Source organism: Metabacillus sp. B2-18 (genome assembly GCF_021117275.1).
In the GTDB taxonomy this organism is placed as follows: domain Bacteria; phylum Bacillota; class Bacilli; order Bacillales; family Bacillaceae; genus Metabacillus.
Genome location: NZ_CP088245.1, coordinates 4578813 through 4604610, shown reverse-complemented (window position 1 = coordinate 4604610; position 25798 = coordinate 4578813). Strand labels below are relative to the sequence as shown.

Here is a 25798-nt window from a genome sequence, read left to right as displayed (position 1 = left end):
ACAGAATCTGGTTCAAAAGGTATAGGTCTTATGATATAGTTAATCTAATTTGGAAGTTTATTGTTGCAGCTTTCCTTTTTAGATTTTTAAAAAAATAAAAGGGGTTTACTAGATGAAGAGATTAATTTGTAGCATAACCTTAATGAGTGTGATTTGTCTTAATTTAATTATTTCTGGATGTACAAATAAAGTAACTCTAGAGAAACAGGAGGAAGATTCGTCTACAGAAATAAAAGAAATAGATCAATCTAATGAAGGCTCTTCTACAAGTAACACTCCTGTTAAAAAAACGGATTTGTCACCTTTTTTTGAAGAAGTTAAAGGTCTAAGTGGACAGGATGCTCTAAGTTATTTTGAAAGCTTACCGTCAAAGGGACTATCAGAGAGTGATATTTTAGAGTTTTTCATTAATATTCCTTTATCAAATGCTAATAATGAAATAGCTGAACTATTTAAAAGAGAAAAGTTTGAATCGTATATGAACAGTTATCCAACTGGAGATCCGTATGATAACTATAAATGGGAAAATGGTGCAGGTAGTGAAGTTAAGGGATCATTTAGTGATTTAAATATAAAACTACCATTTGCAAATTATGTAAGCTTGAATGAAGGACCCGTAGGAGATAAGGATAAAGTATATCGAATTGGGGTTGCTATTCATGGGTTTGATCAGCCATGGAATGTTGGACTAGCAGACTCTGCCCAGTGGGAAGCAGATAGGCATTCAAATGTTGAATTAGATGTGAAGGATGCTCAGTGGGATAATGATAGCATGGCTGATATTATTGATAGCTTTGTCCTGCAGAAGGTTGATGGGATCTTAACCTGGCCTATGGTTGAATCAGAAACCACAATTGCCCCTGTTGAAAGAGCACTTGAAGCTGGTATACCTGTAGTAAGTGTTGATAGAATGACTGGTTTAGAAGCCACAACAAGTAGAGTAACAGGAAACTTCCCTGCAAATGGTGCACAAGCTGGTATGTATTTGGTATGGAAATTGGCACAAGAGAGCGAGCTCAAAGCTAATGTTTTACTTTTAAGAAAGCCTCTTGGAAGTACTGCTGATGCTAATAGAACTGGTCACTTTTTAAAGGTGTTAAGTTATTTTCCAGATATTAAAATATTAAAATCTTATCATGATCATGATAATACCGCTGAGGCCTTAGCTAATATGCAGTTAGCATTAAATGAATTTTCCAAAATCGATGTTGTTTTTGGTACTGGAGACCATGAAACCATAGCTGCATATGATGCTGCGAATGAAAAGAATCGATTAAATAGTAGAGACGATGGTAAAAAGATGATCTTTTTATCAATCGATGATTCTAAGACAGCGATAAATAATGTCAAAGAAGGAAAATTTGAAGTAAATACACCTTACACCCCATTTATTGCTGACATAGGGATGAGGACACTAATGAAAATTATAACAAAAGATGGAGATATTCCTCACAATATAATTACCCCAAACATTCCAATGGTCACTAAAGATGGTGAGACTATTTTTGGTATAAAAACTCAAACACCTGACCAATGGTATGACTATACGTTTGGAGCACCGGTAAAATAAACAGAAATCTTTCTAGGATTTGATATAGAAATTAAAGGGGTAAATATGATGGAACGGAAAAAAATTCGTTTTTCAATGAAGAAGAAGCTTATTTTTAGCTTTACAGCGATTATACTTCTTATGTCATTAGTGAGTTTGATTTCTTATTCACTAATGAAATCATTTGTTGATCAGCAAAATATAATGGTAACAAAGAATGTGTTAGCAAATGAAATTATCTCGTTAACAAATGAAATTTCACAAGATATATCGAAATATATTTTAGATCAAACACCAGAAAAGAAAGAAATTATTCAACAAAAGTTCGATAAAATTAATACTAATCTTGAACTTATTAAAAAGAATGTTTCAGGTAAAAAAGAATTAAAGGCGTTTGATTCTGCTAGCAGAATGCTACTTTCTTATTCAGAAGAAAATGAAAAAGTTTTTCAGAGTAAAGATTCTTCTGAAATGGTCGAACAAAACAAGCTAATGAAAAGATATGCTCGATTAATTCAGGCGGGGATTCAGGATTATATGTCAGTTGAATTAAAACAGCAAAAAATACACAGTGAGGAATTAACGAATAAATCGAATTTCACTGGTATATTAAGTATTATTGTTATCATTTTATTAGGGATCATAAGTATTATATACGCATTTATTTTTTCTCTTAAAATCGGAAAATCGCTAAATAAGATGGTAAATCTCGCTAGTGATATTGCAGGGGGAGATTTGAAAGAAAAAAATATAGACATTACGTCTAACGATGAAATTGGTGATCTTTCTCAATCTATTATTCATATGGAAGGTAGTTTGAGGGAAATGATAACCGAGGTTACAAAACTTTCAAATGAAGTCAATAATCAGAGTTCTACTTTTTTGAATTCATCAGAAGAAGTAAGACATATGAGCCAACAAGTAGAAGCAACAATTGAAGAGCTAGCAACTGGTACAAGGGTTCAAGCTGAAAATGCAACGAGTATATCTCAAAAAGTAAGAGACTTTAATAAAGAAATAATCTTTGCAAATGAATCTAGTGAAAAGTTAGTCCAATTTTCTAAACAAGTTTTAGATGTGTCCACTAACGGAGACAAACAGATGAGTGAATCGTTACTGCAAATGAGTAGGATCAATAAGGTAATGGAAACATCTGTAGGGAAAATTAAACTCCTCGAAGATAAAACACATTCGATCACTGGTATCGTAGGTGTTATTAAGGAAATTGCGGATCAAACGAATCTACTTGCACTCAATGCTTCTATTGAAGCAGCAAGAGCAGGCGAAGCAGGAAAAGGATTTGCGGTTGTGGCATCTGAAGTGAAAAAACTCGCTGAAGGGGTTACAAGATCAGTAGAAGATATTTCGTCTATTGCCTATAGCATTAAGGAAGGAACAACTGAAATTGCGGAGGGCTTAAATAAGGGATATGAGGAAGTAAATAAAGGAACTGAACAAATCGAAATAACGGGAAGGCAGTTTGTGGATATTAAACAAAATATTGAAGAAATGTCTAGAAGGGTTAACGAGATATCAGATGTATTTATCAGTATTCAACAAGGCAGTAACCAGATTATTGAATCCGTTGAGCACATTGCTTCGATCTCAGAAGATAACGCCACAGGCTCAGAACAAATCTCTGCATCAGTAGAAGAACAAAATAAAACAGTAGAAAACATAGCCGAAAGTGCAAACAAACTAACGATCCTAGTAGAAAACATGAACGGAATGGTCAACAAATTTAAAGTTTAGAGGGGACAGGTTCCTCGTCCCAACCAGACATTAATGTAGGACGAGACGTGGGGACAGGTTCCTCGTCCCAACCAGACATTAATTTAGAAAGCTCATGTGAAAGAAATCTTACATGAGCTTTTTTACTTTTAAAATGGGACGAGGGACCGGCCCCTCTGTCCCAGATGACTTAACGTTTTCTATTTTTATATTTAACTCTCTCAACCAACTCGACGTAAGAATGTAATAAAACAAGAGGCCAAAAAAAGATGGTTAAAATCGCCTTGAATTGAGTAATACCTCTATATCTATAAAGTGAAAGGACTAACCCAATCATCATATAAATCAGTAACTCCATTAGCATGATGATCCTCCTCCTTTTTAAGCATTATATTCAACAGGTGGTTAGTTTGTTATGAAAATTAACAGGTGGAAGGATAGAAATTTGGGTGAGAGGTGGAGGGGGAAAGACCGCGAGAAGAAAATGTCTTGATACTGACATAATCTAGACAAGCCTTAACGCTGTATCTTTGTTCCGAGGATTCTAAACTTAACAAAGCGGGTATAGAAAGAAAAAACCAATGCGAGGGAACCCAATGAGCAAAAAGAGAAAGATGATCATAATTGGCATTATCATTATAATACTAACATCCATCATGATTTATCACAGAGTTAAACCCCTTCCACCCGGCATTTCTTATCAAGGTACAGCACATACAATGCCCCAACAAGATGTGGAGTTTTTATACGACCTCACCTATCAAAAAGATGGAGAAGAAGTGCATGATCACTCCATTTTTACCGAAGTATTTAAAGCAATTGAAGAAGCCGAACATTTTCTAATTCTTGATCTTTTCCTTGTGAATGGCTACACGGATAACAAACGATCATACCCAAAGCATAGTGAAAAATTAATGAGATCTATCGAAAAACAAAAAAAGAAGTACCCTGACCTAAAGGTCGTTTTTATTACCGATGAAATTAATACAACATATGGCTCACATAAAGCACAGCAAATTGATCCACTGAAGAACAGTGGGGTAGAAGTAGTATATACAGATTTAGATAAACTGCGTGACCCTAATCTAATCTATTCTGGTATTTGGAGAGCAACATTTAAGTGGTTTGGACAAGCTGGATATGGCTGGCTTCCAAATCCAATGGAGAGCTCAGCACCAAATGTAACTGCTCGTTCTTATTTGAAATTATTGAATGTAAAAGCAAATCATCGGAAAGTGGTGATCTCAGAGGATGCTGGGCTCGTCCTATCTGCCAATCCGCATGATGCTAGTGGATTTCATTCGAATATTGCCTTTAAGGTAAAAGGGGAAATTCTGAAGGATATGGTAAAAGCAGAAAAAGCAATCGCTGAATTTTCAAATGGAAATCTTAAGTCATTTCCTACAGAGGCAGAATTAGATAAGGTTATTCAACCTTCCACTTCAAATGAAGAGTTATCAGTGACGGCTCAGATTCTTACAGAGGGCAAGGTCCAGGATCATGTCGTTCAAGCCATTCAAAAGGCAAAAAAGGAAAATGAAATTTGGATCGGCATGTTTTATTTGGCAGATCGAGATATCATAACAAGCATTGAAGATGCAGCAGAACGAGGAGTAAAAATAAACATCGTTTTAGATCCTAACCAAAATGCCTTTGGACAAGAAAAAATCGGTTTGCCGAATCTACCCATCGCTGCAGAGTTACAGAATTTTGACTATGAAAATATTAAAATTAGATGGTATGCCACCAATAAAGAGCAATATCACACAAAGCTCATCTACATAAAGAGTCAACAAGAATCAATTGTTATAGGAGGCTCGACCAATTATACCTCTCGAAATCTTGATGACTATAACTTAGAAGAAAGTATGAAAATCGTAGCACCAACAAACAGTGAATTGATAAAAGAAGTTGATGATTACTTCAATCGAATATGGAACAATAAAGACGGCACTTACACGGTGGAGTATGAAAAATACCAGAATCGCTTATCTGTATTTAAATACATGATGTATATCGTGCAAAAGGTTTTTCAAATGACAACTTATTAGGGACAATGTGGTCTCTAGGACCGAGGGGTAGGACCGAGGGGTCAGGTTCCTCGTCCCACATAATGCTAAAGAAGAAGGCTCATGTTGGAGAAATCGCGCGTGGTCTAAAAATCCTTCTCTTCTAAACTAATTCCGAACTGCCTCCTTATGGACTGAGACAAGGAACCTGAATCGGCTACACTTAACTAGACAGAAAAATTAAGGTCAAGTAGACTACAGATAATATTATCGAGGAGAATCTACAATGACTAAAAGAGAACGCCGAACATTTACTGAGGAATTTAAACAACAGATTGTGCAGCTTTACAACAGCGGCAAACCTAGAAAAGAGATTATTCAAGAATATGATCTTACTCCTTCGTCTTTAGATAAATGGGTGAGTCAGAATCAAACTTCTGGTTCTTTCAAGGAAAAAGACAATTTAACACCGGAACAAAAGGAACTAGCTGAGCTTAGAAAGCGAAATAAGCAATTAGAAATGGAGAATGACATTTTAAAGCAAGCCGCGCTGATACTAGGACGAAAGTAAATGTGATTAAGAATAACCAGCACAAATACTCGATATCAGCAATGTGCAAGGTCCTACAAATACCTAGAAGTACTTATTATTATGAAGCAAAAGAACGTCAGGCTGAAGACGACATCACTTCAGATATTATTGAGATTTTTCATGAGAGTTTCCAAAATTACGGGACTCGTAAAATCAAAAAGGAACTAGCTAAGCGTGGAAAGGTTGTGTCTAGACGTCGAATCGGACGAATAATGAAAGAACAAGGCCTGGTGTCTTCATATACTCTAGCGCAATTCAAGCCACATGCCAGTGGGACAAACGAATCGGAACAGAAAAATGAGCTTGATCGTCAGTTTACACAAGACGAAGCATTATCAGTCGTAGTAAGTGATTTAACATATGTGAGAGTCAATAAAAAATGGCAATACATATGTATATTTGTTGATCTTTTTAACCGTGAAATTATTGGATATAGTATCGGTCGTCATAAAAATGCTTTATTAGTTTATCGTGCGTTAGCGTCAATCAAAACAGATTTACGTAAGATTAAGCTGTTTCATACAGATCGAGGAAGTGAGTTTAAGAATAAGCTCATTGACGAGGCATTAGCGACTTTTAATATCCAGCGATCGCTAAGCATGAAAGGATGCCCATATGATAATGCAGTAGCAGAAGCTACATTTAAAATCATTAAAACTGAGTTTGTCAAGGGACGTCATTTTGATAGTCTTGAAGAATTAGAGAACGAACTACAACAGTATATCCATTGGTTTAATCACAAACGAATCCATGGAACATTAGGCTATCTTAGCCCAATTGAATTTAAACTTGGACACCTTAAAAATGTTGTCTAGTTTAGTGTTGACTATCCAACCTGTCCCTTTGTCCCCATCAATTATTATAATAAGTGTAAGGAGGTGCTATTTCGTGATGTAATGCCCTTTTTGTGATGGTCAAGGTATTGTTTGTAAAGCACGGATAGAAAAATTAAAGCGTATTATTTATATATGTGATGAATGTGATACTATTTGGCTAGAAGGCAATAATATAAAAGAAAATAACTGTAATAGGTTTGATGATTTTATGAAGCAAAATAGTCTATTGCCTTTATGGAGTGAACTAACAGATATTAGAAGGGATTGGTAAAGCAGTTTCTAAGAGGCAAAAAAGCTGTACCGTGACTCAGTATGTCTGGCAATCCTATACTAATTCGATCAAGTAAAAGTAAACTAGTGATCTTCTCTATGAAGTTCACTAGTTTTTTGTAGGAAATATAGGAATTGATCTTCAGTTACAATGTTTATATTGAAATACGTGAGGCCAGATTATTGGGTGCCTGGCTTCTTATTTAATAATTGGGACAAGATACCTGTCTCACAAACCTGAATAAGGTGGTCAAAATATGAAGATTATTAATAGAAAAGAACTTGAAAATTTATTTGAGACCTTACATCCTAAGTTAGATTTATCGAATATTATTACTGTAGAGGATGAAGAATTATCACAGGTATTACATTATTTTCTGTTCTTAAAGCAATTTATTCAGGATATTGTAGCAAACTCTCCATTTAATTATTGTGAGGTTCTTTACAGCCGGTATTATTGGTTTGTTTATTTTAAAAATAATTATTTTGTGAAATTTGGTTATGATGGGGGAATGGTTCAACAGGCATTTATGCTTATTGAAGATCTAACTCATGAACTTGATGGAGAAGTAGACTGGGAGTTACTTGAAAAGATTAATAATGAATTAAAAACAGATTATTAAAAGAGACTGCTGGGACAGGTTCCACGTCCCAGCAGTCTCTTAAATCAATTTAATATTAATTCAACACATTAAAAGCAAACTAGTGATCTTCTCTATGAAGCTCACTAGTTTTTTTATGGAAACTAAAGAATGGTGTCCAGTAATTGGATATCATTCTTTTGCTGTGTAGGACAATGGAACAGGAATTATGCTTTTAGCTTCTCAAAAATGTAACCGTTGACAATCCAAAACCAACCATTTATTATATACACTATAAAGTAAATTAATTTAACTAACTTACTTTATGCCGTGTTTGTAACCGCTTAATTCCAAGCGGGGAAATTATCTAATTAGGGGGTAAGGGAATGAAAAAGAAAAAATGGTTAGGTATTGCGCTATCTACGCTTTTAACTGTTGGTGCTCTTGTTGGTTGTGCTGGGGGTAATGAAGATGCAAGCAGCAGCTCAGATGGTGGAGATAGTGGAGCAACAAAGATTACATACTGGGCTCCATTTTCAGGAGCAGATGGCCCGCGAATGAAGACAATTGTAGAAAATTATAATGAATCACAAACTGACTATAAAGTAGATTTACAGATTGTTCCACAAGATGAATACTATAAAACTGTTGATCTAGCATTTGCGGATCAAAAGAATACACCTGATGTGATGATTGTTCATACAGATCAGCTTACGAACTATGCAGAGAAAAATCTTTTAAAAGATCTAACAGATACCATTGCGGATACGGGTGTAAAAGCTGAAGACTATTCTGAAACAGCTTGGCAAGCAGGAACTGTTGATGATAAACAATACTCGATTCCACTTGATATTCATCCATTAATTCTTTATTACAACAAAGATATGTTTGAAGCGGCTGGCTTGGATCCTGAAAATCCACCAACAAATCGAGAAGAATTTGTAGAAGCAGCTAAAAAGCTTACAGACAAATCGAAAAATCAATATGGATTTGTTGTTCCAACTCTATGGCCGAATCAGTTTATCTATCCAACTGTTTTCTTCCAAAATGGTGGAGAGTTAATGAAGGATGGTAAACCGAATTACAACAGCCCAGAAGGTGTTGAAGCTTTAACATTCTTAAGAGATTTAGTGGCAAAAGAAAAAGTTTCTCCGGAAAATGTTCAACAAGACGGGGAAGTAACACTGTTTTTACAAGGGAAAAACGCGATGCAGTTAAACGGTCCTTGGATGATGGAGCAATGGGATAAAGCTGGTATCAACTATGGTGTAGCACCAGTGCCTCAATTAGGAACAGAGCAACAAGAAGCCTTTACAGCAGGGATAAAATGGTTGCCACAGGTTTTTACAGCAGAAAATTATCAATACATATTTGCCAATGATGGGGATACACCCGTCTTGAAATGGATGACAAATTCGTTATTCGTTGGTATAGCAGGAACGCTACTCGTGTTATTTGTAGACACACTTGCAGCATATGGACTTGCTCGCTTAGATGTGCCGTTTAAAAAGACGTTAATTAGTATTTTTATAGGTTCATTGACGATTCCTTGGATTATCACGTTTCTCCCGCTTTATATGGAATTTCGAACGTTCGGTCTTCTGGACACGTATGCCGTGTTAATTTTACCTTACTCAGCCAATGCGTTTGGAGTTTTTCTTCTTTATCAATATTTTAGAAGCTTTCCAAAGGAATTAGAGGAAGCTGCTTATCTTGATGGAGCGAACAAATGGCAGGTGTTTTTGAAGGTTGTTCTTCCTTCAGCTCGTCCTGTAATTTGGACTCTAGCAATCTTTACTTTTATGACGATTTACAATGATTTCTTATGGCCATTAGTGACAACAAGCTCTCCAGAGATGAGAACGATCACAACGGGAATAGCCGTTATGCAGCAAGGTAGCTTTGTATCGTCACCTGCAAAATTAATGGCTTTAACTTCGATTGCAACAATACCAGCTGTACTTTTATTTATTATCGGTCAGCGTTCATTCATTAAAGGTGTAACACAAACAGGGATAAAATAGTAACGAATTTAGGAAGGATTGAAAAATATGTCTATACCGCGTAACGACTATCCAAGACCACAATTTGTACGTAAAGAATGGGTTAATTTAAACGGAAAATGGGACTTTGCTTTTGATGATCAGAACGAGGGTCTCACAAAGAAATGGTTTGATACTTTTCCAACAGGACAACAAATTAACGTGCCTTTTGCTTTTCAAACAGAGCTAAGCGGCATTAACGATCAGAGCTTTCATGATGTAGTTTGGTATCAACGTAAGCTATCAGTTCCTGAAGGTTGGAGTAATAAAGAAATTATTCTTCATTTTGGAGCTGTCGATTATCGTGCGTGGGTTTATATAAATGGCAATCTTGCAACCTTTCATGAAGGTGGGAATACACCGTTTTCCGTTAATATCACGCACTTATTAAATTGGGGTGGAGAAGAAACTGTTACGGTTCGTGTTGAAGATCCTTCAGAGGATGTCACGATTCCTAGAGGAAAACAATATTGGCATGAAAAATCAGAGTCGATTTTCTACACTAGAACTTCAGGAATTTGGCAAACGGTATGGATGGAGCCGATTGAGAAGTCCTCACTAAGCTCGATTCGTTGGACTCCTGAAATTGATCGCGGAGATATTGAGCTTGAATTTGAGATTGATGGAGAAAATGTAAGCAATCTCTCATTATCTATTGATATTCGTTTTAATGGAGAAAAAATCATCTCTGATCAGACGAATATGCTAGAGATTTATAACAAAAGAAGCTATAACATCCGAAATCGTTTTACAGACAGAAGTAATATTCATGGTTCAGGTTGGTATTGGTCACCGGAAAATCCGAATCTGTTTGATGTAACTCTCACTTTAAGAGAAGGGGAAAAGATTTTAGATCAAGCAGACTCGTATTTTGGAATGAGGAAGGTATCCATTGAAAATGGCATTTTCATGCTGAATAACAAACCTTATTATCAAAAACTTGTTCTAGATCAAGGTTATTTTCCTGGAGGGTTATTAACAGCACCTTCTGATGACGCACTGAAAAAAGATATCGAATTGGCGAAGGAAATGGGCTTTAATGGAGCAAGAAAGCACCAAAAAGTTGAGGATCCACGCTATCTTTATTGGGCAGATAAACTTGGTTTCTTAGTGTGGGGAGAAATGGCTAACGCTTCTGAATACAGTGAAGAAGCCGCACGCCGCCTAGCAACAGAATGGTTTGATGTGATTAAAAGAGACTACAATCATCCATCCATCATTGTCTGGCTCCCATTAAATGAAAGCTGGGGAATTTCTCGAGTGGCTCATGATAAACAGCAGCAAGCACATGCCACATCGATGTACTGGAACACAAAGTCTGTTGATCAAACAAGGCCTGTTCTTTCAAATGACGGCTGGGAGCACACAATCTCTGATATTTGTGGAATCCATAATTATAGGAACGAAGAAGAATTGAAGCAGGCCTATAAAGATGTTGAAAGTGCCATCTCAACAACTCCAGCAAACCGTGTGATTTATGCGAATGGTTTTTCCTACAATCATGAACCGATTCTGATTACAGAGTACGGCGGGATTGCCTATCAAGTTGACAATACTGAAGGCTGGGGCTACTCATCTGTTAGAAATGAAGAAGATTTTGTTTTAGAGTATAAGAAACATACAGAGGCACTAATGAATAGCCCGATTATTCAGGGGTTCTGCTACACTCAATTAACAGATGTTGAGCAAGAAATTAATGGCTTGCTAACATATGATCGTGTCCCTAAATGTGATCTGAAAAAAATTAAGGAAATAAATGATCAGAAATAGTTTGCTAAAAATTTTAAATCCTTGTGTTCTTATCGAACATAAGGATTTTTTACTGTCAGTTTAGGTAGGATATTTATCACAATACATAAATGGTTTATAATTAAATCAAATTAATTAAATAATTTAACTTTTATAATATACTGTTACGTTAGATATAAAAAATAGAGGTGTAGGGGCATGATATTTAGTCTTAACATAGGAAGCTTCGAAGGGATGAAATCGCAAAATCAATCAACTATCCTGAATTTGATTCGATTAAAAGAACCAATTTCAAGAGCGGAAATTGCAAAGTTAACCAAGTTAACTAAACCAACCGTTGGAGCTTTAGTAAGTGAGTTAGCAGAAAGAAATTTAATTACAGAGGAAAAATCGGATACAGCAGTAGCGGGTGGTAGAAAGCCGATCATGTTACGAATCAACTATTCGGCCTACTATGTTGTTGGTGTGTATGCTGCCGCCGAAGTTATCCGCGTCATATTAACAACAATGGACGGAAAAATGGTTTTTGATTATAAAAAAGATATAACAGAGCTTCCTTCCAAAGAAGAGTTTATTGAAATGATAAAGTCTAGTATCTCTTATGTTATGGAAGAAACAAATGCAGAAAAAGACCTGATCCTGGGAATTGGTTTTGCTATGCACGGATTAGTTGACCCTGATAACGGAATCGCTATTTTTTCACCACATTTGCACTTAGAAGATATTCACCTTAAAGAAATTCTAGAGAAGGAATTCTCTATACCCGTGATCGTCGAAAATGATGTAAGAGCGTTAGCTATCGGAGAAAGCTGGTTCGGTCAAGGACAAGAAATCTCAGACTTTATTTGTATCAGTGTTGGTCGAGGAATTGGTTCGGGAATTGTTATTAATAACGAGATTTATAAAAGTTCATTTAATACAGCTGGAGAAATCGGCCACACCATCGTAAATATCAATGGACCGCGCTGTCAATGCGGAAACCACGGATGCTTAGAGGCGTACGCTTCAGAAATTGCTATTCTCGATCGAGCGAAGAGGAAGCTTAAGGACAATAAAGATTCCGTTATGACGGAAAACGAACTTTCAATTCCAGTTATATTCCGCGCAGCCAAAGAAGGCGATGAACTTGCGAAAAAGATCCTTCAAGATTCAGGTGAATCATTGGGAATAGCGACAGCAAACTTGATTAATATTTTGAAACCCACAAAAATTATTTTAGAGGGCAGTATTTTTGAAGAAGGAGATATTCTGCTATCTCGTGTAAGAGATATGGTCCAAAAATACACCATTAGAAGCTCGAAGGAAGAAGTCTCAATTGTTTGTTCAGAGTTAGGTAAAAAAGGAATGGTATTAGGAGCAGTGGCGTTGGTGCTGCGGGAGATGTTTAAGGTTGGCGGGTTGCATTAGAGGTTGCGGTAGGGACAGGTTCCCTGTCCCACTTTCGTATTTAGATGGGACGTGGGGACAGGCACCTCGTCCCACTCCTGTTTTACATAATATAATATGGTGTTGCAGAAAGCTCATGCGAGAGAGATCTCGTGTGGGCTTTTTTGTTTTTAAGTGCCGATGATTGTTCTTTTTTCCAAAGAATTGGGACAGGGTACCTGTCCCTCTGTCCCACCACCAAAGAACCGGGACAAGGTGCCTGTCCCCTTGACAAAAACAACAAAAACAGGTTACCTTTGTGGTGGTAACCATAAATGTTTTGAGAAGCGGATACAAGAATTAAAACAGAGAAGGAGGAGTTCAATAGAATGAAAACAGCTTATATTAATGCCACTTTCTTTTCTTTAGATCGTGATAATCAAGTCTATGAAAACGGTATGATGATTACCGAAGATCATCAAATTACCTATATCGGCAAGCATAAGGCTGAAGGAACTGATGTTGACCAAGTTGTTGATTTAAAAGGAAAATGGGTTCTTCCGGGGTTAGTTAATGCACATTCACATATTTTAATGACTCTTTTGCGCGGTAGTGGTGATGATATGCTGCTAAAGCCGTGGTTGGAGACGAAAATATGGCCACTGGAACAGCAATATACAACAGAGATTGCTTCTGTCAGTGCTCAGCTTGGAATTTTAGAAATGTTAAAAACAGGGACGACAACATTCTCAGATATGTTTAACCCGAATGGAATCGATTCTGATGTGGTGATTGAATCCATAATGAATACAGGGATTCGAGGAGCTTTTTCTCATACAATCTTTAGCATGGGCACCCCCGAAGAACAAAAAAGCAATTTAGTAGAAGCCGAGCGTTTTGCTAAAATCTACAAAACTGTCGCAGATGGAAGATTTACAACAATGGTTGCACCGCACAGTCCGTATTCCTGTACAACAGATGCTCTACTAGAAAGCCTTAGAATAGCGAAGGAAAATGAGTTAATGATCCATATTCATGTATCTGAAACAGACTATGAAATTTTGGATATTGAAAAACGTTACGGAGCTCGTCCTGTTGAGTATCTTCGAGGCTTGGGGATATTTAATCAGCCTACTGTAATGGCACATGGAGTGGTTCTTAATGATGAAGAAAGAGACATTCTAAAGAATTACGATGTAAGAGTTGCCCATAATCCTATAAGTAATTTGAAGCTAGGGTCAGGGGTTGCTGATATTGTTAGTCTTCTAGATAAAGATATAAAAGTGGGAATTGCGACTGACAGTACAGCTTCTAATAATAACTTAGATATGTTTGAGGAAATGAGAGTTGCTGCTTTGCTTCAAAAAGGAATGTATAAAGACGCAACGAAGCTACCTGCTGAGAAAACATTAGCTTTAGCAACAAGAATCGGAGCAGAAGCGATTGGAATGGGACATACAGGTTCCTTAGAAGTTGGAAAAAAGGCTGATTTTATTACAATCTATCCTTATGACAAAGTGCATTTACAACCAGTTAGTGAGGCATATTCGCATTTAGTATATGCCGCTAAGGGAAGCGATGTTTGTGATGTATATATTGACGGCAAACAAGTCGTGAAAGAGGGAAGCTGCTTAACGATTGATGAAGAAAAAATAATAGCAGAAACAAATCGTTTGAAAAGAGAACTTATTAGCTAACCTGGAGGGAGAAAGCAATGAAAAATAGCGAACGAATTCAAGAAACAAAGGATTATATATTATCAAAAATTAAGTTTTGTCCAACTGTTGGACTAGTATTAGGATCTGGACTTGGGGTATTAGCAGAAGAAATTGAGAACGCAACCTATATTAACTATGATGAAATTCCACATTTTCCTGTTTCAACCGTGTCAGGTCATCAAGGTCGTTTAGTTATCGGAGAATTAAAAGGTAAACAAGTAATCGCCATGCAAGGACGTTTTCATTTTTATGAAGGTCATTCTCTTGATGCTGTTACATATCCAATTAAGATCATGAAAGCTCTTGGTGTTACGCAGCTTATTGTGACAAATGCGGCTGGAGGGATTAATCCTAATTTTAAACCAGGTGATTTAATGATTATTAACGATCATATTAACATGACATCGCAAAATCCTTTAATCGGTCCAAATGAAGGTGGCGTGAGATTTCCAGATATGTCTGAGGCATATTCAGAGAGACTAATTGAATTAACAAAAAAAGTGGCAAGTAAACATAACATAAACGTTCTAGAAGGTGTTTACGCTGGTATGCTTGGACCTAGTTACGAAACACCAGCTGAGATCAAACTTTTAAGTGTTTTAGGTGCAGATGCAGTGGGAATGTCAACTGTTCCAGAGGTAATCGTGGCTAGGCACGGTGAGCTAGAGGTGCTCGGAATTTCTTGTATCAGTAATATGGCCGCTGGAATTTCTGAGGTTTCTTTAACACATGAAGAGGTTATGGAAACGACGGAGAACATTAAAGCTCAATTTTTATTGTTAGTAAAAGAAATTGTTAGTGAGCTGTAGACGGAGGAATGAATGATGCTTCAAAAATTAAATCAACATTTTCAGCTTGCAGAAAATAAGACCACTTTTAAAACAGAGGTTATGGCTGGTTTTACTTCGTTTTTCACCTGCGCTTATATCATATTGGCGAATCCTTTAATTTTAAAAGATGCCGGAATTCCTTTAGGCGCTTCTGTCATTGCAACGATTGTTGCCTCCGTTATAGGATGCCTACTAATGGCCTTATGGGTGAATGCCCCAATTATTATGATTCCGGGCATGGGAGTTAACGCTTTTTTTAGCTATACAATGGTTCAATCTTTAGGGCTTTCCGTTCAACAAGGGATGTTAGTGATCGTCTTGTCAGGATTATTTTTCTTTATTGTTAGCATGTCTTCGTATGGACATAAAATACTAGAATCGGTTCCGACTTCATTAAAGCATGGAATTACCGTTGGAATAGGACTATTTCTTACTTTTATAGGCTTACAAAAGGGTGGAATCATTCAATCTAGTGAAACAACAATGCTGGCACTTGGTCAGTTGAATAGTCCAGTGACAGTCTCGACAATTGTAGGAATTATCATAACATTAATACTATTTGTCCGGAATATCAAAGGTAGTTTGTTAATCGGTATTGTTGTGACGAGTGTGATGACAATTGCACTTGCTGATGGAAATCATAGTAGTATCGTGGACTTCCAAACATCGAATAACAATTTATTTCAATTAAGTGAACTGAATTTACTGCAAATTCCATTTTGGATCGCTGTTTTTTCAATGACAATGATTGTTTTATTTGAAAATATGGGGTTACTTAGCGGAATGCTGCCTGATATGAAAAAATTCCCCCGAGCGTACAAAGCTGTTGCGATTTCAACGATTGCTTCAGGGGTAGTTGGGACAAGTCCAACAATCGCTTCTGCTGAGAGTGCGGCAGGAATTTCTGAAGGTGGAAGAACGGGGATACCTGCTTTTGTGGCGGCTATTTTATTTGGTTTATCGATCTTTGCCATGCCTTTAATTCAGCTTATCCCTGGCAATGCCGTAGCACCTGTGTTGATTTTAATAGGGGCACTTATGATGTCGTCAGTGAAAGACATTCCTTTTCATGATCTTTCAGAGGGATTTCCGGCATTTTTAATCATTATCTGTATCCCTATGACATCGAGTATTGCCGATGGATTGGCGTTCGGCTTTATTGTGTATCCGATCGTGAAGATTGCTATTGGTAAATGGAAGCAAGTGTCACCGCTTATATATGTGATTTCAACTCTGTTTCTGTTGAATGTTGTTGCTTCGGCTTTACTTTTGCATTAGGAGTTAGAAAAAACCACTCTAAAGTGGTTTTTTCTAATTAATATCTTAATTTCATAAGGGTACTTTTTATATCAGAATCACTCATTACCAAATCATAATGCTTTTCATTAATTTTTGCTAAGGCAAGGTCATGGTAGAAAAACTCTGTAAAAATCTTAATAAATGGTTTGGACATTGTTTTTAAGGCCTGCCAGGCATTCTCTTCCATACCAGCAAAAATAACTTCTTTGTCATCTACAATAATTAAGCGAAAATGTTCAAGTGACTGGTGCTCTGATGCAGGAATAAGGGCATGAATATTTGATAGGGGCGTGTCAATGCTACCGACTACTAGTACCTCAACATCTACTCCCTGTTTTTCCTTTTCAATTAATAGCGGTAAATAATCATTAAGATCTTCATTCCAAGTGGAAATTCGAATAGAGTTCTTTGCTTCTTGCACAAGCTGTTTACTTTGTGCTCGAATTGATGCATCAACCTTTAAACTCCAAACATGCTCATCATAGTATGATTTTTTTTGAAAATTTGTGTTTTCTAGTTGTTTTAAATTATTTTGAAATTCTGTATTTAATTTTTCAATTGCAAGTGATAACGGCAACGCGGTATAATACTTTTTGTTTTCAGAAACAGAATCTAGTATCATTCCTTTTTCAATCATGCGAGATATAACTTCATAGACCTTTGATTTTGGAACACCTGAATATTTAACAATGCTGGTAGCATCCATTGGCTCCTCACTAGACACTAGAACTTCATAAACACTACTTTCATATTGTGAAAAACCAAACTTCTGTAACATAAATCCTCCTATAACTAATCACATTTTCGTACATACTATCTACTAAATATAATAATTTAAATGGAGGTATTATGCCAATGGGTATCTGATAATCGACAAAATTCGACTTCTACAACCAAAACTCGTTTGACAAACAATACTTTAATAATGTATGCTATGTATGCGGTTACTAATCTAGTGGTAACTTAATATAATTTAAAGAGGTAGGACATCTGACGTTTTGTAAAATGAAAGGGATTTCAGTTTAATTTAACTCAAAATATGGGGGGATCCATAATGAATTTTCTTTGGGGAATTATGGGCATTGTTTTTATTTTAGGAATTGCATTTTTATTCTCAAACAATAAGAAAGCGATTAATTATCGTACGGTTTTAGGTGGACTTGCTATTCAAATACTATTTGCTTTTATTGTTTTAAAATGGGAGCTTGGACAAAAAGCGCTTAACTGGCTATCTACGAAGATACAAGATATTACGAGCTACACAAATGAAGGTGTAACGTTCTTATTTGGTGGTTTAATAGGAAATGAAGGGATCGGATTTATTTTTGCCTTTCAAGTTTTAACGGTTATTATTTTCTTTTCTTCGCTAATTTCAGTCCTTTACTATGTTGGAATTATGCAGTGGGTTGTTAAAATCATTGGCGGTGGACTTTCGAAGTTATTAGGAACAAGTAAATCAGAATCAATGTCAGCAGCAGCGAATATTTTTGTTGGACAAACGGAAGCACCACTAGTTATTCGTCCGTATATTGCTAAAATGACACAATCAGAGCTTTTTGCCGTTATGACAGGTGGTCTTGCATCTGTTGCAGGTTCTGTTTTAATTGGATATTCATTAATGGGCGTACCTCTTGAATATCTTTTAGCAGCAAGTTTTATGGCAGCACCTGCAGGTTTAATCATGGCAAAAATCATGATTCCTGAAACGGAAAAAGCAGTAGAAGAACAAACTGCTGCAACAGCTGAATCAATTAATTCAGCAGAAGATATTGATGATAAAGATGACGAACCAGCAAACGTAATTGATGCAGCGGCACGCGGAGCATCTGACGGATTAGGTTTAGCTCTTAATGTAGGTGCAATGTTACTAGCATTTATTGCTTTAATTGCACTAGTTAACGGAATGTTAGGTGGAATTGGTGGCTGGTTCGGATTTGGATCACTTTCACTAGAAATGATATTAGGCTGGGTTTTTGCTCCAATTGCGTTTATGATCGGTGTACCTTGGGCAGAGGCGCTTCAAGCTGGTAGCTTCATCGGACAAAAAATTGTCTTAAACGAATTTGTAGCATATGCTGCATTTACACCTGAAATGGCTAATTTATCAGATAAAACAAACATTGTTATTAGCTTTGCTTTATGTGGATTTGCAAACTTCGGATCACTTGCTATTCTTCTAGGCGGCTTAGGTGGTCTTGCCCCAAGCAGACGCCCAGACATCGCTAAACTAGGCGTGCGTTGTGTCATCGCCGGAGCATTGGCATCACTTTTAAGTGCAGCGATTGCTGGGATGTTGTTTTAAGGTGTTCCTAAGGTTGTTCCTAAGGGACAGGTTCATTGTCCCGGGGACAAGGGGTCAGGTTCCGTGTCCCGTATTGATATGATAATCAGAAAGCTCATGTGAGAGGAATCTCGTGTGGGCTTTTTCTTTTAATTGTAAATAAATAGGTTAGTGAAGTGCATTTTGAGATATCCTGTTAAACTAGTTTGATGTGAAAGTTTTCTAACTAAGGTGCTAGCATGTTTGATTGATTATTGGAATCTGCAATCGGAGGTAATAGCTTCCTACAATCCTAAAATTATTTTGCGTATTAAATGGAGTAGAAATAGAACGATCAGCATCGTCATCTGGAATGCATTTATATGTAAAAGGGAAAGTAAAGGTGTAACCTAATTAATGTAACAAAAATCCCTCCCGTCTTTAAGGAGGCCACTGAAAATCTGACGATTTTAAAGATTATTCATGTGAGTTTAAAAAGAGCCGACTTTTTTTCCTTTTTTAGGAATTAAAGTCGGCTCTTTCTTTGCATTAGCCACATATTTTCTCTAATTTTACCCTAGTAGCTTTAGAATTCTTTTAATGTTTACCGTAAATATAGCCATGGCGCCTTGCAACTCCATGCTAATTAGACCCGAGGATTTTGCCACATTATACCCGTGTCTGTGTTTTAATTCACTATTTTTCGCTTCAATTTTATAACGCTCTTTAGACTTTTCCTTAAAATATACACTTTTCTGGAATTGTGCTTGGGATGAATGTTGATCAGACTTAAGGGAAACAGAATATGTTTTACTTTTGGCTCCCTCTTTGTAGCACCCTTCTCTGAAAGGACATCTCTTGCATTTTTCAACATTAAAATAGTAGGTATCAACTTGGTTTTTGCCTACTCCTTTTTTACCTTGCCTAGCTTTCCGTACAGCCATATGCCCTGCCTTGCAGACATACATGCCCGCATCCTTATTGAATTCAAATTCATCCTCTTTTTTTCGGGTACCCTGAGTTATGGAAGGATTTAATTTTGAGACCAGTTTAATTCCATTTTCCTTACTATATTGAATGTTGTCTTTCTCAGAATACGCAGTATCCCCAATAACCGTTTCAATTTCCATTCCTGCATCTATACTTTTCTCAACAAGTGTCTGTAGCTCTTTTCCATCATTTTTTTCTCCGGTTGTAATCGTTGCGGCTGTAATAATTCGCTCTTCACTCATCGCCAGATGAGTTTTATAGCCAAAGAATGATGAGTCAGCTGCTTTGTGTCCGACTTTGGCATCTAGATCATTCATGGACTGTAGCTGTTCGATATCATCTGCAACGGCTTCTTTCAGGAGATTAAGATGTTCCTTGACTTTTGGATACTCTAAAAGGCTTTCTTCCTTTTCAATCACTTCAATGAGCTCTTGGGAATAAGTAATCTCATCTTCAAGTAGATCATTGTTTGGCTTTACGGGGAATTTCTTCTTCATACTCTCGTTAATTTTATAAATTGCTTTTCTGAGGTTTTTGGAGCGCTCCATTAGTATTTCTTTTGGAGTCATTTGATTATATCTCGCCTTTGTATGGGTGGCATCTACAATAATGGACTTGCTTTTAATAATCTCTTTCTCAATGGCAATCTCCACTGTCTTATTGATAAGCATGTCTAATAAGTTCATGTCTTTTAACCTAAGCTTACGAAACTTTGTCAAAGAACTTGAATCAATAACGGCTTCCTCCGGAGCCATATCCAAAAAATATTTGAAGGACATATCATATTTTGAACGCTCGATAATATCAACATCTGAAACATCATGAATGGTTTTCAAAAACAAATATTTAAACATGCGAATAGGATCTATCGCATTCCGCCCATTATCTAGACAATATTTATCCTTTAATTCTTCGTAAATAAAAGAAAAGTCAATTAGATCCTTAATTCTTCGTAACATATTATCCTGAGGAACGACGATATCATATAGAGCCACATATGGACTAAACATCATTGTTTGTTGTTGTTGTATCATTGGAAACCACCCACTTATATTTATAATTTTAATTATAAAGTAAAAAAGGTAGAAAGGTTCACCTAAGTGAATCTTTCTACCTTTTACTTGGACTTTTTCAGTGGCCTCTCTTTAAGGGAGGGATTTTTCACTTAATAAATGGGACAAGGAACCTGTCCCCTTAATTTAACAACTCAATAATCTCATCATTTCCAATGTCATAAGCATGATCAACAGCTGATATTCCTTCAGAATCAGTAAGAGCAGGATCTGCACCTGCTTCTAATAATTTTTTAATAGTATCAATATCCTCTTCATAAACAGCAGATATTAATGCCGTCCATCCCCAGCTATCCTGCCAGTTAGGATCTGCGCCATATTCAACGAGCAAGGGAATAAAGTCGGCCTGATCATTTGTAACAGCGATCATTAGGACACTTTCTTCGTATTCATTTACTTCATTAGGGTCTTCACCACTTAGTAAAAGGTCCTCCACTTTTGCTTGATCAGCATCTATTACAGCCTGCATTAAAGGAGTATATTCAGCTCCATATTCAATCTCCGTGAAAAATTCATCCAGTTTGCTAGTGAATTGTGATAGAACAACAGCAGTTCCTACACCAAAACCAATGAAAATTGTTGGAATAACAACAAAGATAACGAACATTAACAAAACAATTCTCTTTGTTCTGCTTTTTAGCTGTACGGATGGTTCACCATATGTGAAAAGTTCTATCTCATGAATACGCTTTGGAATAGGAGGATGTGTTGATAATAACTCAGTTAAAATAGCAAAAATCCCCCGTTTTTCGTTGTATTGCGTTAAATATTCTTGAATATTGACTTTGTTATAAAGCCTTCTACCCGCAGCTAGAACTAAAAGACCATTGATAGCATTTTCCGGTTTTTCTGTATAATGGGCTGCCATACGGTCACATGTATATTCTGCCATTCGTGAATAGCTTGTGCCTAGGAATGGTATCCACATAGATAGAGAGAGTAGTATACTTTTAGCAATATGATTTCTTTTGATATGAGCTAACTCGTGTGCAATGACGTAGTCGATATCGAAGTCATCTGAATCCTCTGCAATATCAATGAAATCAGAGTATAGCACAACCATGTTTTTCCCGAATAATGCGAGAACTTTTGTAGCGAAAGCATTTAAAAGTCCACCAGATTCAATTACATACACTTCAGGGACCTTGTCTAAATTCATCTTTTGACAAAGAGTGATCACCTTATTGTGAAGCTCAGGAAACTGATTTTCTCTTAATCTCACCCCATTTAATTGGATGTGTGCCATAGAGAGAGCATGTGAGAATAGTGATATTAATCCAATCGCTAATACGATAAAAACACCAATGATCGAAAGAAGTAAGTATAATGCCATAAAAACGCTGACGATGACACAGATAATAAATAGCGTTTCTTCGTGCTTATGGACAAGGTTTTTATTGTTTTCCATTTTTTTCAACTCCTAACAGTTACTAACAGACAAATTTCATTATATGATGTTTAAAGATGAAAATGAATATAAAAACAACCTTTTCTTTTAGGGAAAGGATGGGAAATACATTTTAGAAATGTGGTATGATTTAAGTGGTTGAAAACAGGGTGAAATTGGAAATTATTTTCATGGGAAAATTTGAAGTATGAGGTGGAAAACAAGAATGAAAGCTAGTACAAAAAAAGAAATACTTTCTTGGATAAAAACACTTGCACTTGCGATTATCATTGTTTTTGTTTGTCGACAATTTATTTTTACCCCAACATCTGTATTTGGAGAATCCATGTCACCGACATTACATGATGCGGATCGGGTGATACTGAGTAAAACATCAGAGATTCAGCGCTTTGATGTGGTCGTGTTTGATGCTCCAGACCTTGAAGGAGAACACTATATAAAGAGAGTAATAGGTCTACCTGGCGATACGATTAAAATGGAAGATGATGTTCTTTCTATCAATGGCGAAGAATTCCCAGAAGAGTATTTAAGAGAAAATAAAGAAAATAATCCATTAGAAGAACTAACATTTGACTTCACCCTCGAAGAAATCACAGGAGAAACAAAAGTACCAAAAGACAAGCTCTTTGTAATGGGAGACAATCGCTTAGACAGCAAAGACAGCAGATTATTCGGATTCGTACCATATGACTCTGTCGTTGGTGAAGTGAAGTTTCGGTTTTATCCTGTGAATGCGGTGGGAGTTCCGGAGTAGGTGGTGCCTGTGGTCAAACCCCCAATAAATAGACAAAAAACAAAACGACAAAATTGGAAAATAAATGAAATGTAATTGTCCTTTGAATTTTAAACTGAGATTTATTTAATACTTGACATGGAGCCTCTGTGGGCATTATTCTGCCACCAAAAAGCCAGCCATTTAGTTAATGGTTGGCATACCAAACAAGGCAATCATGCCCACCACTTCATATCAAGTTGCTGCTTTGAAGTTTGATACGCAAAGCCCCAGCTTCTTAGTTTGGATATAATCCTTATAATATTCACTTGGAGAAACAAAACCGGTTCTTGTATGAATTCGTTCCTCGTTGTAATAATGTACATATTTTTTAAAGTTTGTATCACTTGTTTTTATGTTATTTGTGGGATAAAAACATGGAAACTCAGATTTTAGTTGGGAAAAAAAGCTCTCTATTACCGCATTGTCCCAACAATTTGCTTTACGTGACATACTCGGAGTAAAGTGTAGATTCTTGCTTAATTCATTGTAACTAAGGGATCTATAGACACTTCCTTGATCACTATGAATGACTACGCCTTTTAAATCTTTCAGATTTCTATTTTTCATCGCCTTTTTTACAGTAGCTTCAATTAATTCAGTGTTTGGACTTGTGCTAATCTCAAAAGCAATAATTTCACTGTTAAATAAGTCTAGAATAGCTGAGATACATCTTTTATGTGACCCAATCCATACCTCAGTCATATCTGTTACCCATTTTTGATTAGGGTGAACTGCTTTGAAATTTCTTTTTAAAATATTTTCATATACAAAACCAGCTGCTTGAACTTTAGACTCTTTGGTTGTTTTTGGCCGTCTTACTTTGGCTTTTAAGTTTGTTACTTTCATTAAGCGAGCTACTCTTTTGTGATTCACTACTATTCCTTTATTCTTCAATACTTTCGAAATTCGTTTAGCACCATAGGTGCCCTGATGACGATTATAGATACGTTTAATAAGGCTTAAAATTTCACGATCCCCTTTACCAATTTTTCTACTAGGACGTTTAATATAAGCGTAATATCCACTTTTAGATACCCCTAAAACCTTACATAACAACACCACAGAATATTCCTCTCTCAAGTGGGTAATTGCCTCATATTTTGTGTTTATTTTTTCTCCTTGAGAAAGGCCTGGAACTTTTTTAGGATTTCATTCTCTAGTTCTTTTTCTTTAAGTTTCTTTTCTAACTCTCTTATCTTTTCATCTTGTTTTTGAGTTGAAGAATGGGCAACAGATTTAGGATTAATTAATCCTTTTTCTCCATTTTTCTTATATGCATTAACCCATCGATTAACCGTATCACGATGAAGGTCTAAATCTTTAGCCACAATTGCCACTGGTGTAAGATCTTCCAATACTCTACGAACAGCTTTTAACTTAGTTTCGACAGTATTATGTTGTTTTGCCATCTCTTATCCCCCCAATAAAAATGTATATATGTCGTACTTTAATTATAATTCATATGTCCATTATAAGGGGGTCGAGCACTGTCACTTCCCGAAATTTGTCGAAATGAATGTATGGTTTCTATCACTTACCGAGATTATGCAAGCGGTTGGGATTCAAAGTTAGCATTGAATGCATATCTACAAAGTATGTACTATTTATACTATACAATAGCGTTTCTACGAAAGGTGGGACGCTTTTTTTATTGGAGGAGAAAAATAAAATGAAGAAACTGCTCACGATCTTTTTCATAACTAGCATTTCTTTTGGACTTATTATGGGCCTTTTGTTTCAAGAACTGGAACTAGGAATTACGGTAGGTTTCTTTTTTGGATTAGCAATGGCTGTCATGATAGGAATCATTAACAAAATTTCAATGAAGTCAATTGGAGAATCAGGAACTAGTAGTGTGAAGCAGGAAAAAGTAATTGAATTAACTCTGCCATGCAAGCCTGTCTTTGAGCTATGTAAAAAGGCGGTGCTTTCGATTAAAGGTGCAAAAATCACTTATGAAAATGAGCAGGAAGGTATTATCCGCGCTAAAACAGCAGTAAACGCCCTAACCTGGGGAGATACAATTGTGGTTAATGTTGAGAAGATCAATGCGGAAAATTCTAAGGTACATATACAAAGTAAGCCTGCTGTTCCAACTACTGTTGTGGATTATGGGAAAAACTTGAAGAATGTAAAGGCGATTTCTAGTTATTTAATGGATACTCAAAAAAATATTACATTATAAATTTAAGGATATAAAAATAAAATAATTCAAATTTTTGGAATTGGGTATTTGTAATCATGAAATATTGGGTATTACGACCTGTTTTGCTATTCGCCCTCCCAATTTTACAAAATATTTATTTTCAAATCCCTTACAATTTTAGTAAAATAGAAGTGTTAAAGGAGGGTATGATGATTCGATCAAACTATGAAATATCCGATATAGTAGCATACCTAATTGATCCTAAGAACAAAGAAGAACTAGAACAAATACTTTTAAATCGCTCATGCCTGCTTTATGTAGATGAGATAGCACAAAAAGCAATAAAAGATGTACTTTTAGAAACCATATAAAAAGGAGAGATTGGAATGAATCCAACAGTTGAGCAAACAGTTAATTACCTAAGAAACAATGAGACAGAAAAGCAAGCGGTTTTAGCAGGTACAGCTTCTTTAGTGAAAGTAACGAAGGAAGAGACTCTTCAGGTTATTAAAATGATTAAAGATCATAGTAAAGTGTCACTATCTAAATTCTGGATGTAATCATCATATGCTTTT

Annotated in this window: 22 protein-coding genes; 16 read left to right on the top strand and 6 right to left on the bottom strand. The window is 36.2% G+C overall.

Translation table 11 applies throughout. The features are described 5' to 3' along the window. The first annotated feature begins 112 nt into the window (after nucleotides 1-112). Entirely contained in the window at nucleotides 113-1570 is a 1458-nt protein-coding gene (locus LPC09_RS23065; protein WP_231308500.1) for a sugar ABC transporter substrate-binding protein, read from the top strand. A 48-nt stretch (nucleotides 1571-1618) separates the two neighbouring features. After that, on the top strand, nucleotides 1619-3301 hold the full coding sequence (locus tag LPC09_RS23060) for a methyl-accepting chemotaxis protein (protein WP_231308499.1): 1683 nt from the start codon (nucleotides 1619-1621) through the stop codon (nucleotides 3299-3301). Nucleotides 3302-3470: 169 nt separating this feature from the next. Here the strand turns inward: LPC09_RS23060 and LPC09_RS23055 are convergent, their stop codons facing one another. After that, nucleotides 3471-3644, bottom strand: coding sequence for a hypothetical protein (locus LPC09_RS23055; protein ID WP_212135605.1), 174 nt, complete (start codon nucleotides 3642-3644; stop codon nucleotides 3471-3473). Nucleotides 3645-3876: 232 nt separating this feature from the next. Between LPC09_RS23055 and LPC09_RS23050 the strand changes: the two genes are divergently transcribed. The 9 genes from LPC09_RS23050 (at nucleotide 3877) to LPC09_RS23010 (ending at nucleotide 16550) form a co-directional block, all read left to right on the top strand. Continuing rightward, nucleotides 3877-5331, top strand: a complete 1455-nt coding sequence (locus tag LPC09_RS23050) for a phospholipase D family protein (RefSeq protein WP_231308498.1) — start codon at nucleotides 3877-3879, stop codon at nucleotides 5329-5331. Nucleotides 5332-5575: 244 nt separating this feature from the next. Further along, nucleotides 5576-6696 (top strand): IS3 family transposase gene (locus LPC09_RS23045; RefSeq protein ID WP_231307522.1). Its coding sequence is split into 2 segments (ribosomal slippage): nucleotides 5576-5858 and nucleotides 5858-6696, totalling 1122 coding nucleotides; the frame shifts between segments, so codons are not numbered across the junction. Between the two features lie 548 nt (nucleotides 6697-7244). Beyond that, nucleotides 7245-7610: a hypothetical protein gene (locus tag LPC09_RS23040; RefSeq protein ID WP_231308497.1), complete on the top strand. Its 366-nt coding sequence runs from the start codon at nucleotides 7245-7247 to the stop codon at nucleotides 7608-7610. A gap of 344 nt (nucleotides 7611-7954) precedes the next feature. Then, nucleotides 7955-9592, top strand: coding sequence for an extracellular solute-binding protein (locus LPC09_RS23035; RefSeq protein ID WP_231308496.1), 1638 nt, complete (start codon nucleotides 7955-7957; stop codon nucleotides 9590-9592). 27 nt (nucleotides 9593-9619) lie between these two features. Continuing rightward, nucleotides 9620-11380, top strand: a complete 1761-nt coding sequence (locus LPC09_RS23030; protein WP_231308495.1) for a glycoside hydrolase family 2 protein — start codon at nucleotides 9620-9622, stop codon at nucleotides 11378-11380. A 177-nt stretch (nucleotides 11381-11557) separates the two neighbouring features. Further along, nucleotides 11558-12766: an ROK family transcriptional regulator gene (locus LPC09_RS23025; RefSeq protein WP_231308494.1), complete on the top strand. Its 1209-nt coding sequence runs from the start codon at nucleotides 11558-11560 to the stop codon at nucleotides 12764-12766. 347 nt (nucleotides 12767-13113) lie between these two features. Beyond that, nucleotides 13114-14421, top strand: coding sequence for an amidohydrolase family protein (locus tag LPC09_RS23020; RefSeq protein WP_231308493.1), 1308 nt, complete (start codon nucleotides 13114-13116; stop codon nucleotides 14419-14421). Nucleotides 14422-14438: 17 nt separating this feature from the next. Then, entirely contained in the window at nucleotides 14439-15251 is an 813-nt protein-coding gene (locus LPC09_RS23015) for a purine-nucleoside phosphorylase (RefSeq protein ID WP_231308492.1), read from the top strand. Nucleotides 15252-15266: 15 nt separating this feature from the next. Continuing rightward, nucleotides 15267-16550, top strand: a complete 1284-nt coding sequence (locus LPC09_RS23010; protein ID WP_231308491.1) for an NCS2 family permease — start codon at nucleotides 15267-15269, stop codon at nucleotides 16548-16550. Between the two features lie 37 nt (nucleotides 16551-16587). Here LPC09_RS23010 and LPC09_RS23005 read toward each other — a convergent pair whose 3' ends face one another. Further along, the gene (locus tag LPC09_RS23005; RefSeq protein WP_231308490.1) at nucleotides 16588-17349 is read right to left on the bottom strand and encodes a TrmB family transcriptional regulator; all 762 of its coding nucleotides are present in this window, start codon (nucleotides 17347-17349) and stop codon (nucleotides 16588-16590) included. Between the two features lie 276 nt (nucleotides 17350-17625). Between LPC09_RS23005 and LPC09_RS23000 the strand changes: the two genes are divergently transcribed. Beyond that, the gene (locus tag LPC09_RS23000) at nucleotides 17626-18873 is read left to right on the top strand and encodes a NupC/NupG family nucleoside CNT transporter (RefSeq protein WP_231308489.1); all 1248 of its coding nucleotides are present in this window, start codon (nucleotides 17626-17628) and stop codon (nucleotides 18871-18873) included. 530 nt (nucleotides 18874-19403) lie between these two features. On the opposite strand, the gene LPC09_RS22995 is transcribed toward LPC09_RS23000, so the two are convergent. Then, a complete protein-coding gene (locus tag LPC09_RS22995) occupies nucleotides 19404-20855 on the bottom strand; it encodes an IS1182 family transposase (protein WP_231307707.1) in 1452 nt (483 codons plus the stop codon). 160 nt (nucleotides 20856-21015) lie between these two features. Next, the gene (locus tag LPC09_RS22990) at nucleotides 21016-22302 is read right to left on the bottom strand and encodes a M48 family metallopeptidase (RefSeq protein WP_231308488.1); all 1287 of its coding nucleotides are present in this window, start codon (nucleotides 22300-22302) and stop codon (nucleotides 21016-21018) included. A gap of 205 nt (nucleotides 22303-22507) precedes the next feature. On the opposite strand from LPC09_RS22990, the gene lepB reads away from it, so the two are divergent. Further along, nucleotides 22508-23056, top strand: coding sequence for a signal peptidase I (gene lepB, locus LPC09_RS22985; protein ID WP_231308487.1), 549 nt, complete (start codon nucleotides 22508-22510; stop codon nucleotides 23054-23056). Nucleotides 23057-23269: 213 nt separating this feature from the next. Here lepB and LPC09_RS22980 read toward each other — a convergent pair whose 3' ends face one another. Together LPC09_RS22980 and LPC09_RS22975 are read right to left on the bottom strand one after the other, a co-directional pair. After that, nucleotides 23270-24139, bottom strand: a complete 870-nt coding sequence (locus tag LPC09_RS22980; protein WP_231308486.1) for an IS3 family transposase — start codon at nucleotides 24137-24139, stop codon at nucleotides 23270-23272. A 44-nt stretch (nucleotides 24140-24183) separates the two neighbouring features. Beyond that, nucleotides 24184-24486 carry a helix-turn-helix domain-containing protein gene (locus tag LPC09_RS22975; protein WP_098797844.1) on the bottom strand — a complete coding sequence of 101 codons (303 nt, stop codon included), beginning with the start codon at nucleotides 24484-24486 and terminating at the stop codon, nucleotides 24184-24186. Between the two features lie 260 nt (nucleotides 24487-24746). Here LPC09_RS22975 and LPC09_RS22970 point away from each other — a divergent pair, with 260 nt between their 5' ends. From LPC09_RS22970 to LPC09_RS22960, 3 genes are all read left to right on the top strand, one after another. After that, on the top strand, nucleotides 24747-25262 hold the full coding sequence (locus tag LPC09_RS22970) for a hypothetical protein (protein WP_231308485.1): 516 nt from the start codon (nucleotides 24747-24749) through the stop codon (nucleotides 25260-25262). 170 nt (nucleotides 25263-25432) lie between these two features. Continuing rightward, entirely contained in the window at nucleotides 25433-25594 is a 162-nt protein-coding gene (locus tag LPC09_RS22965) for a hypothetical protein (RefSeq protein ID WP_231308484.1), read from the top strand. Between the two features lie 15 nt (nucleotides 25595-25609). Then, nucleotides 25610-25783 carry a hypothetical protein gene (locus LPC09_RS22960; protein WP_231308483.1) on the top strand — a complete coding sequence of 58 codons (174 nt, stop codon included), beginning with the start codon at nucleotides 25610-25612 and terminating at the stop codon, nucleotides 25781-25783. The last annotated feature ends 15 nt before the right edge of the window (nucleotides 25784-25798 follow it).

Bases quoted from the DNA above. Each gene is read 5' to 3' on its own strand.
- LPC09_RS23050 (WP_231308498.1), top strand. From the start codon at position 3,877: ATGAGCAAAAAGAGAAAGATGATCATAATTGGCATTATCATTATAATA.
- LPC09_RS23060 (WP_231308499.1), top strand. From the start codon at position 1,619: ATGGAACGGAAAAAAATTCGTTTTTCAATGAAGAAGAAGCTTATTTTT.
- LPC09_RS23005 (WP_231308490.1), bottom strand. From the start codon at position 17,349: ATGTTACAGAAGTTTGGTTTTTCACAATATGAAAGTAGTGTTTATGAA.
- LPC09_RS23015 (WP_231308492.1), top strand. From the start codon at position 14,439: ATGAAAAATAGCGAACGAATTCAAGAAACAAAGGATTATATATTATCA.
- LPC09_RS22965 (WP_231308484.1), top strand. From the start codon at position 25,433: ATGATTCGATCAAACTATGAAATATCCGATATAGTAGCATACCTAATT.
- LPC09_RS22995 (WP_231307707.1), bottom strand. From the start codon at position 20,855: ATGATACAACAACAACAAACAATGATGTTTAGTCCATATGTGGCTCTA.
- LPC09_RS23065 (WP_231308500.1), top strand. From the start codon at position 113: ATGAAGAGATTAATTTGTAGCATAACCTTAATGAGTGTGATTTGTCTT.
- LPC09_RS23040 (WP_231308497.1), top strand. From the start codon at position 7,245: ATGAAGATTATTAATAGAAAAGAACTTGAAAATTTATTTGAGACCTTA.
- LPC09_RS22975 (WP_098797844.1), bottom strand. From the start codon at position 24,486: ATGGCAAAACAACATAATACTGTCGAAACTAAGTTAAAAGCTGTTCGT.
- LPC09_RS23000 (WP_231308489.1), top strand. From the start codon at position 17,626: ATGAATTTTCTTTGGGGAATTATGGGCATTGTTTTTATTTTAGGAATT.
- LPC09_RS22960 (WP_231308483.1), top strand. From the start codon at position 25,610: ATGAATCCAACAGTTGAGCAAACAGTTAATTACCTAAGAAACAATGAG.
- LPC09_RS23025 (WP_231308494.1), top strand. From the start codon at position 11,558: ATGATATTTAGTCTTAACATAGGAAGCTTCGAAGGGATGAAATCGCAA.
- LPC09_RS22970 (WP_231308485.1), top strand. From the start codon at position 24,747: ATGAAGAAACTGCTCACGATCTTTTTCATAACTAGCATTTCTTTTGGA.
- LPC09_RS23010 (WP_231308491.1), top strand. From the start codon at position 15,267: ATGCTTCAAAAATTAAATCAACATTTTCAGCTTGCAGAAAATAAGACC.
- lepB (WP_231308487.1), top strand. From the start codon at position 22,508: ATGAAAGCTAGTACAAAAAAAGAAATACTTTCTTGGATAAAAACACTT.
- LPC09_RS22990 (WP_231308488.1), bottom strand. From the start codon at position 22,302: ATGGAAAACAATAAAAACCTTGTCCATAAGCACGAAGAAACGCTATTT.
- LPC09_RS23030 (WP_231308495.1), top strand. From the start codon at position 9,620: ATGTCTATACCGCGTAACGACTATCCAAGACCACAATTTGTACGTAAA.
- LPC09_RS23055 (WP_212135605.1), bottom strand. From the start codon at position 3,644: ATGCTAATGGAGTTACTGATTTATATGATGATTGGGTTAGTCCTTTCA.
- LPC09_RS23020 (WP_231308493.1), top strand. From the start codon at position 13,114: ATGAAAACAGCTTATATTAATGCCACTTTCTTTTCTTTAGATCGTGAT.
- LPC09_RS23035 (WP_231308496.1), top strand. From the start codon at position 7,955: ATGAAAAAGAAAAAATGGTTAGGTATTGCGCTATCTACGCTTTTAACT.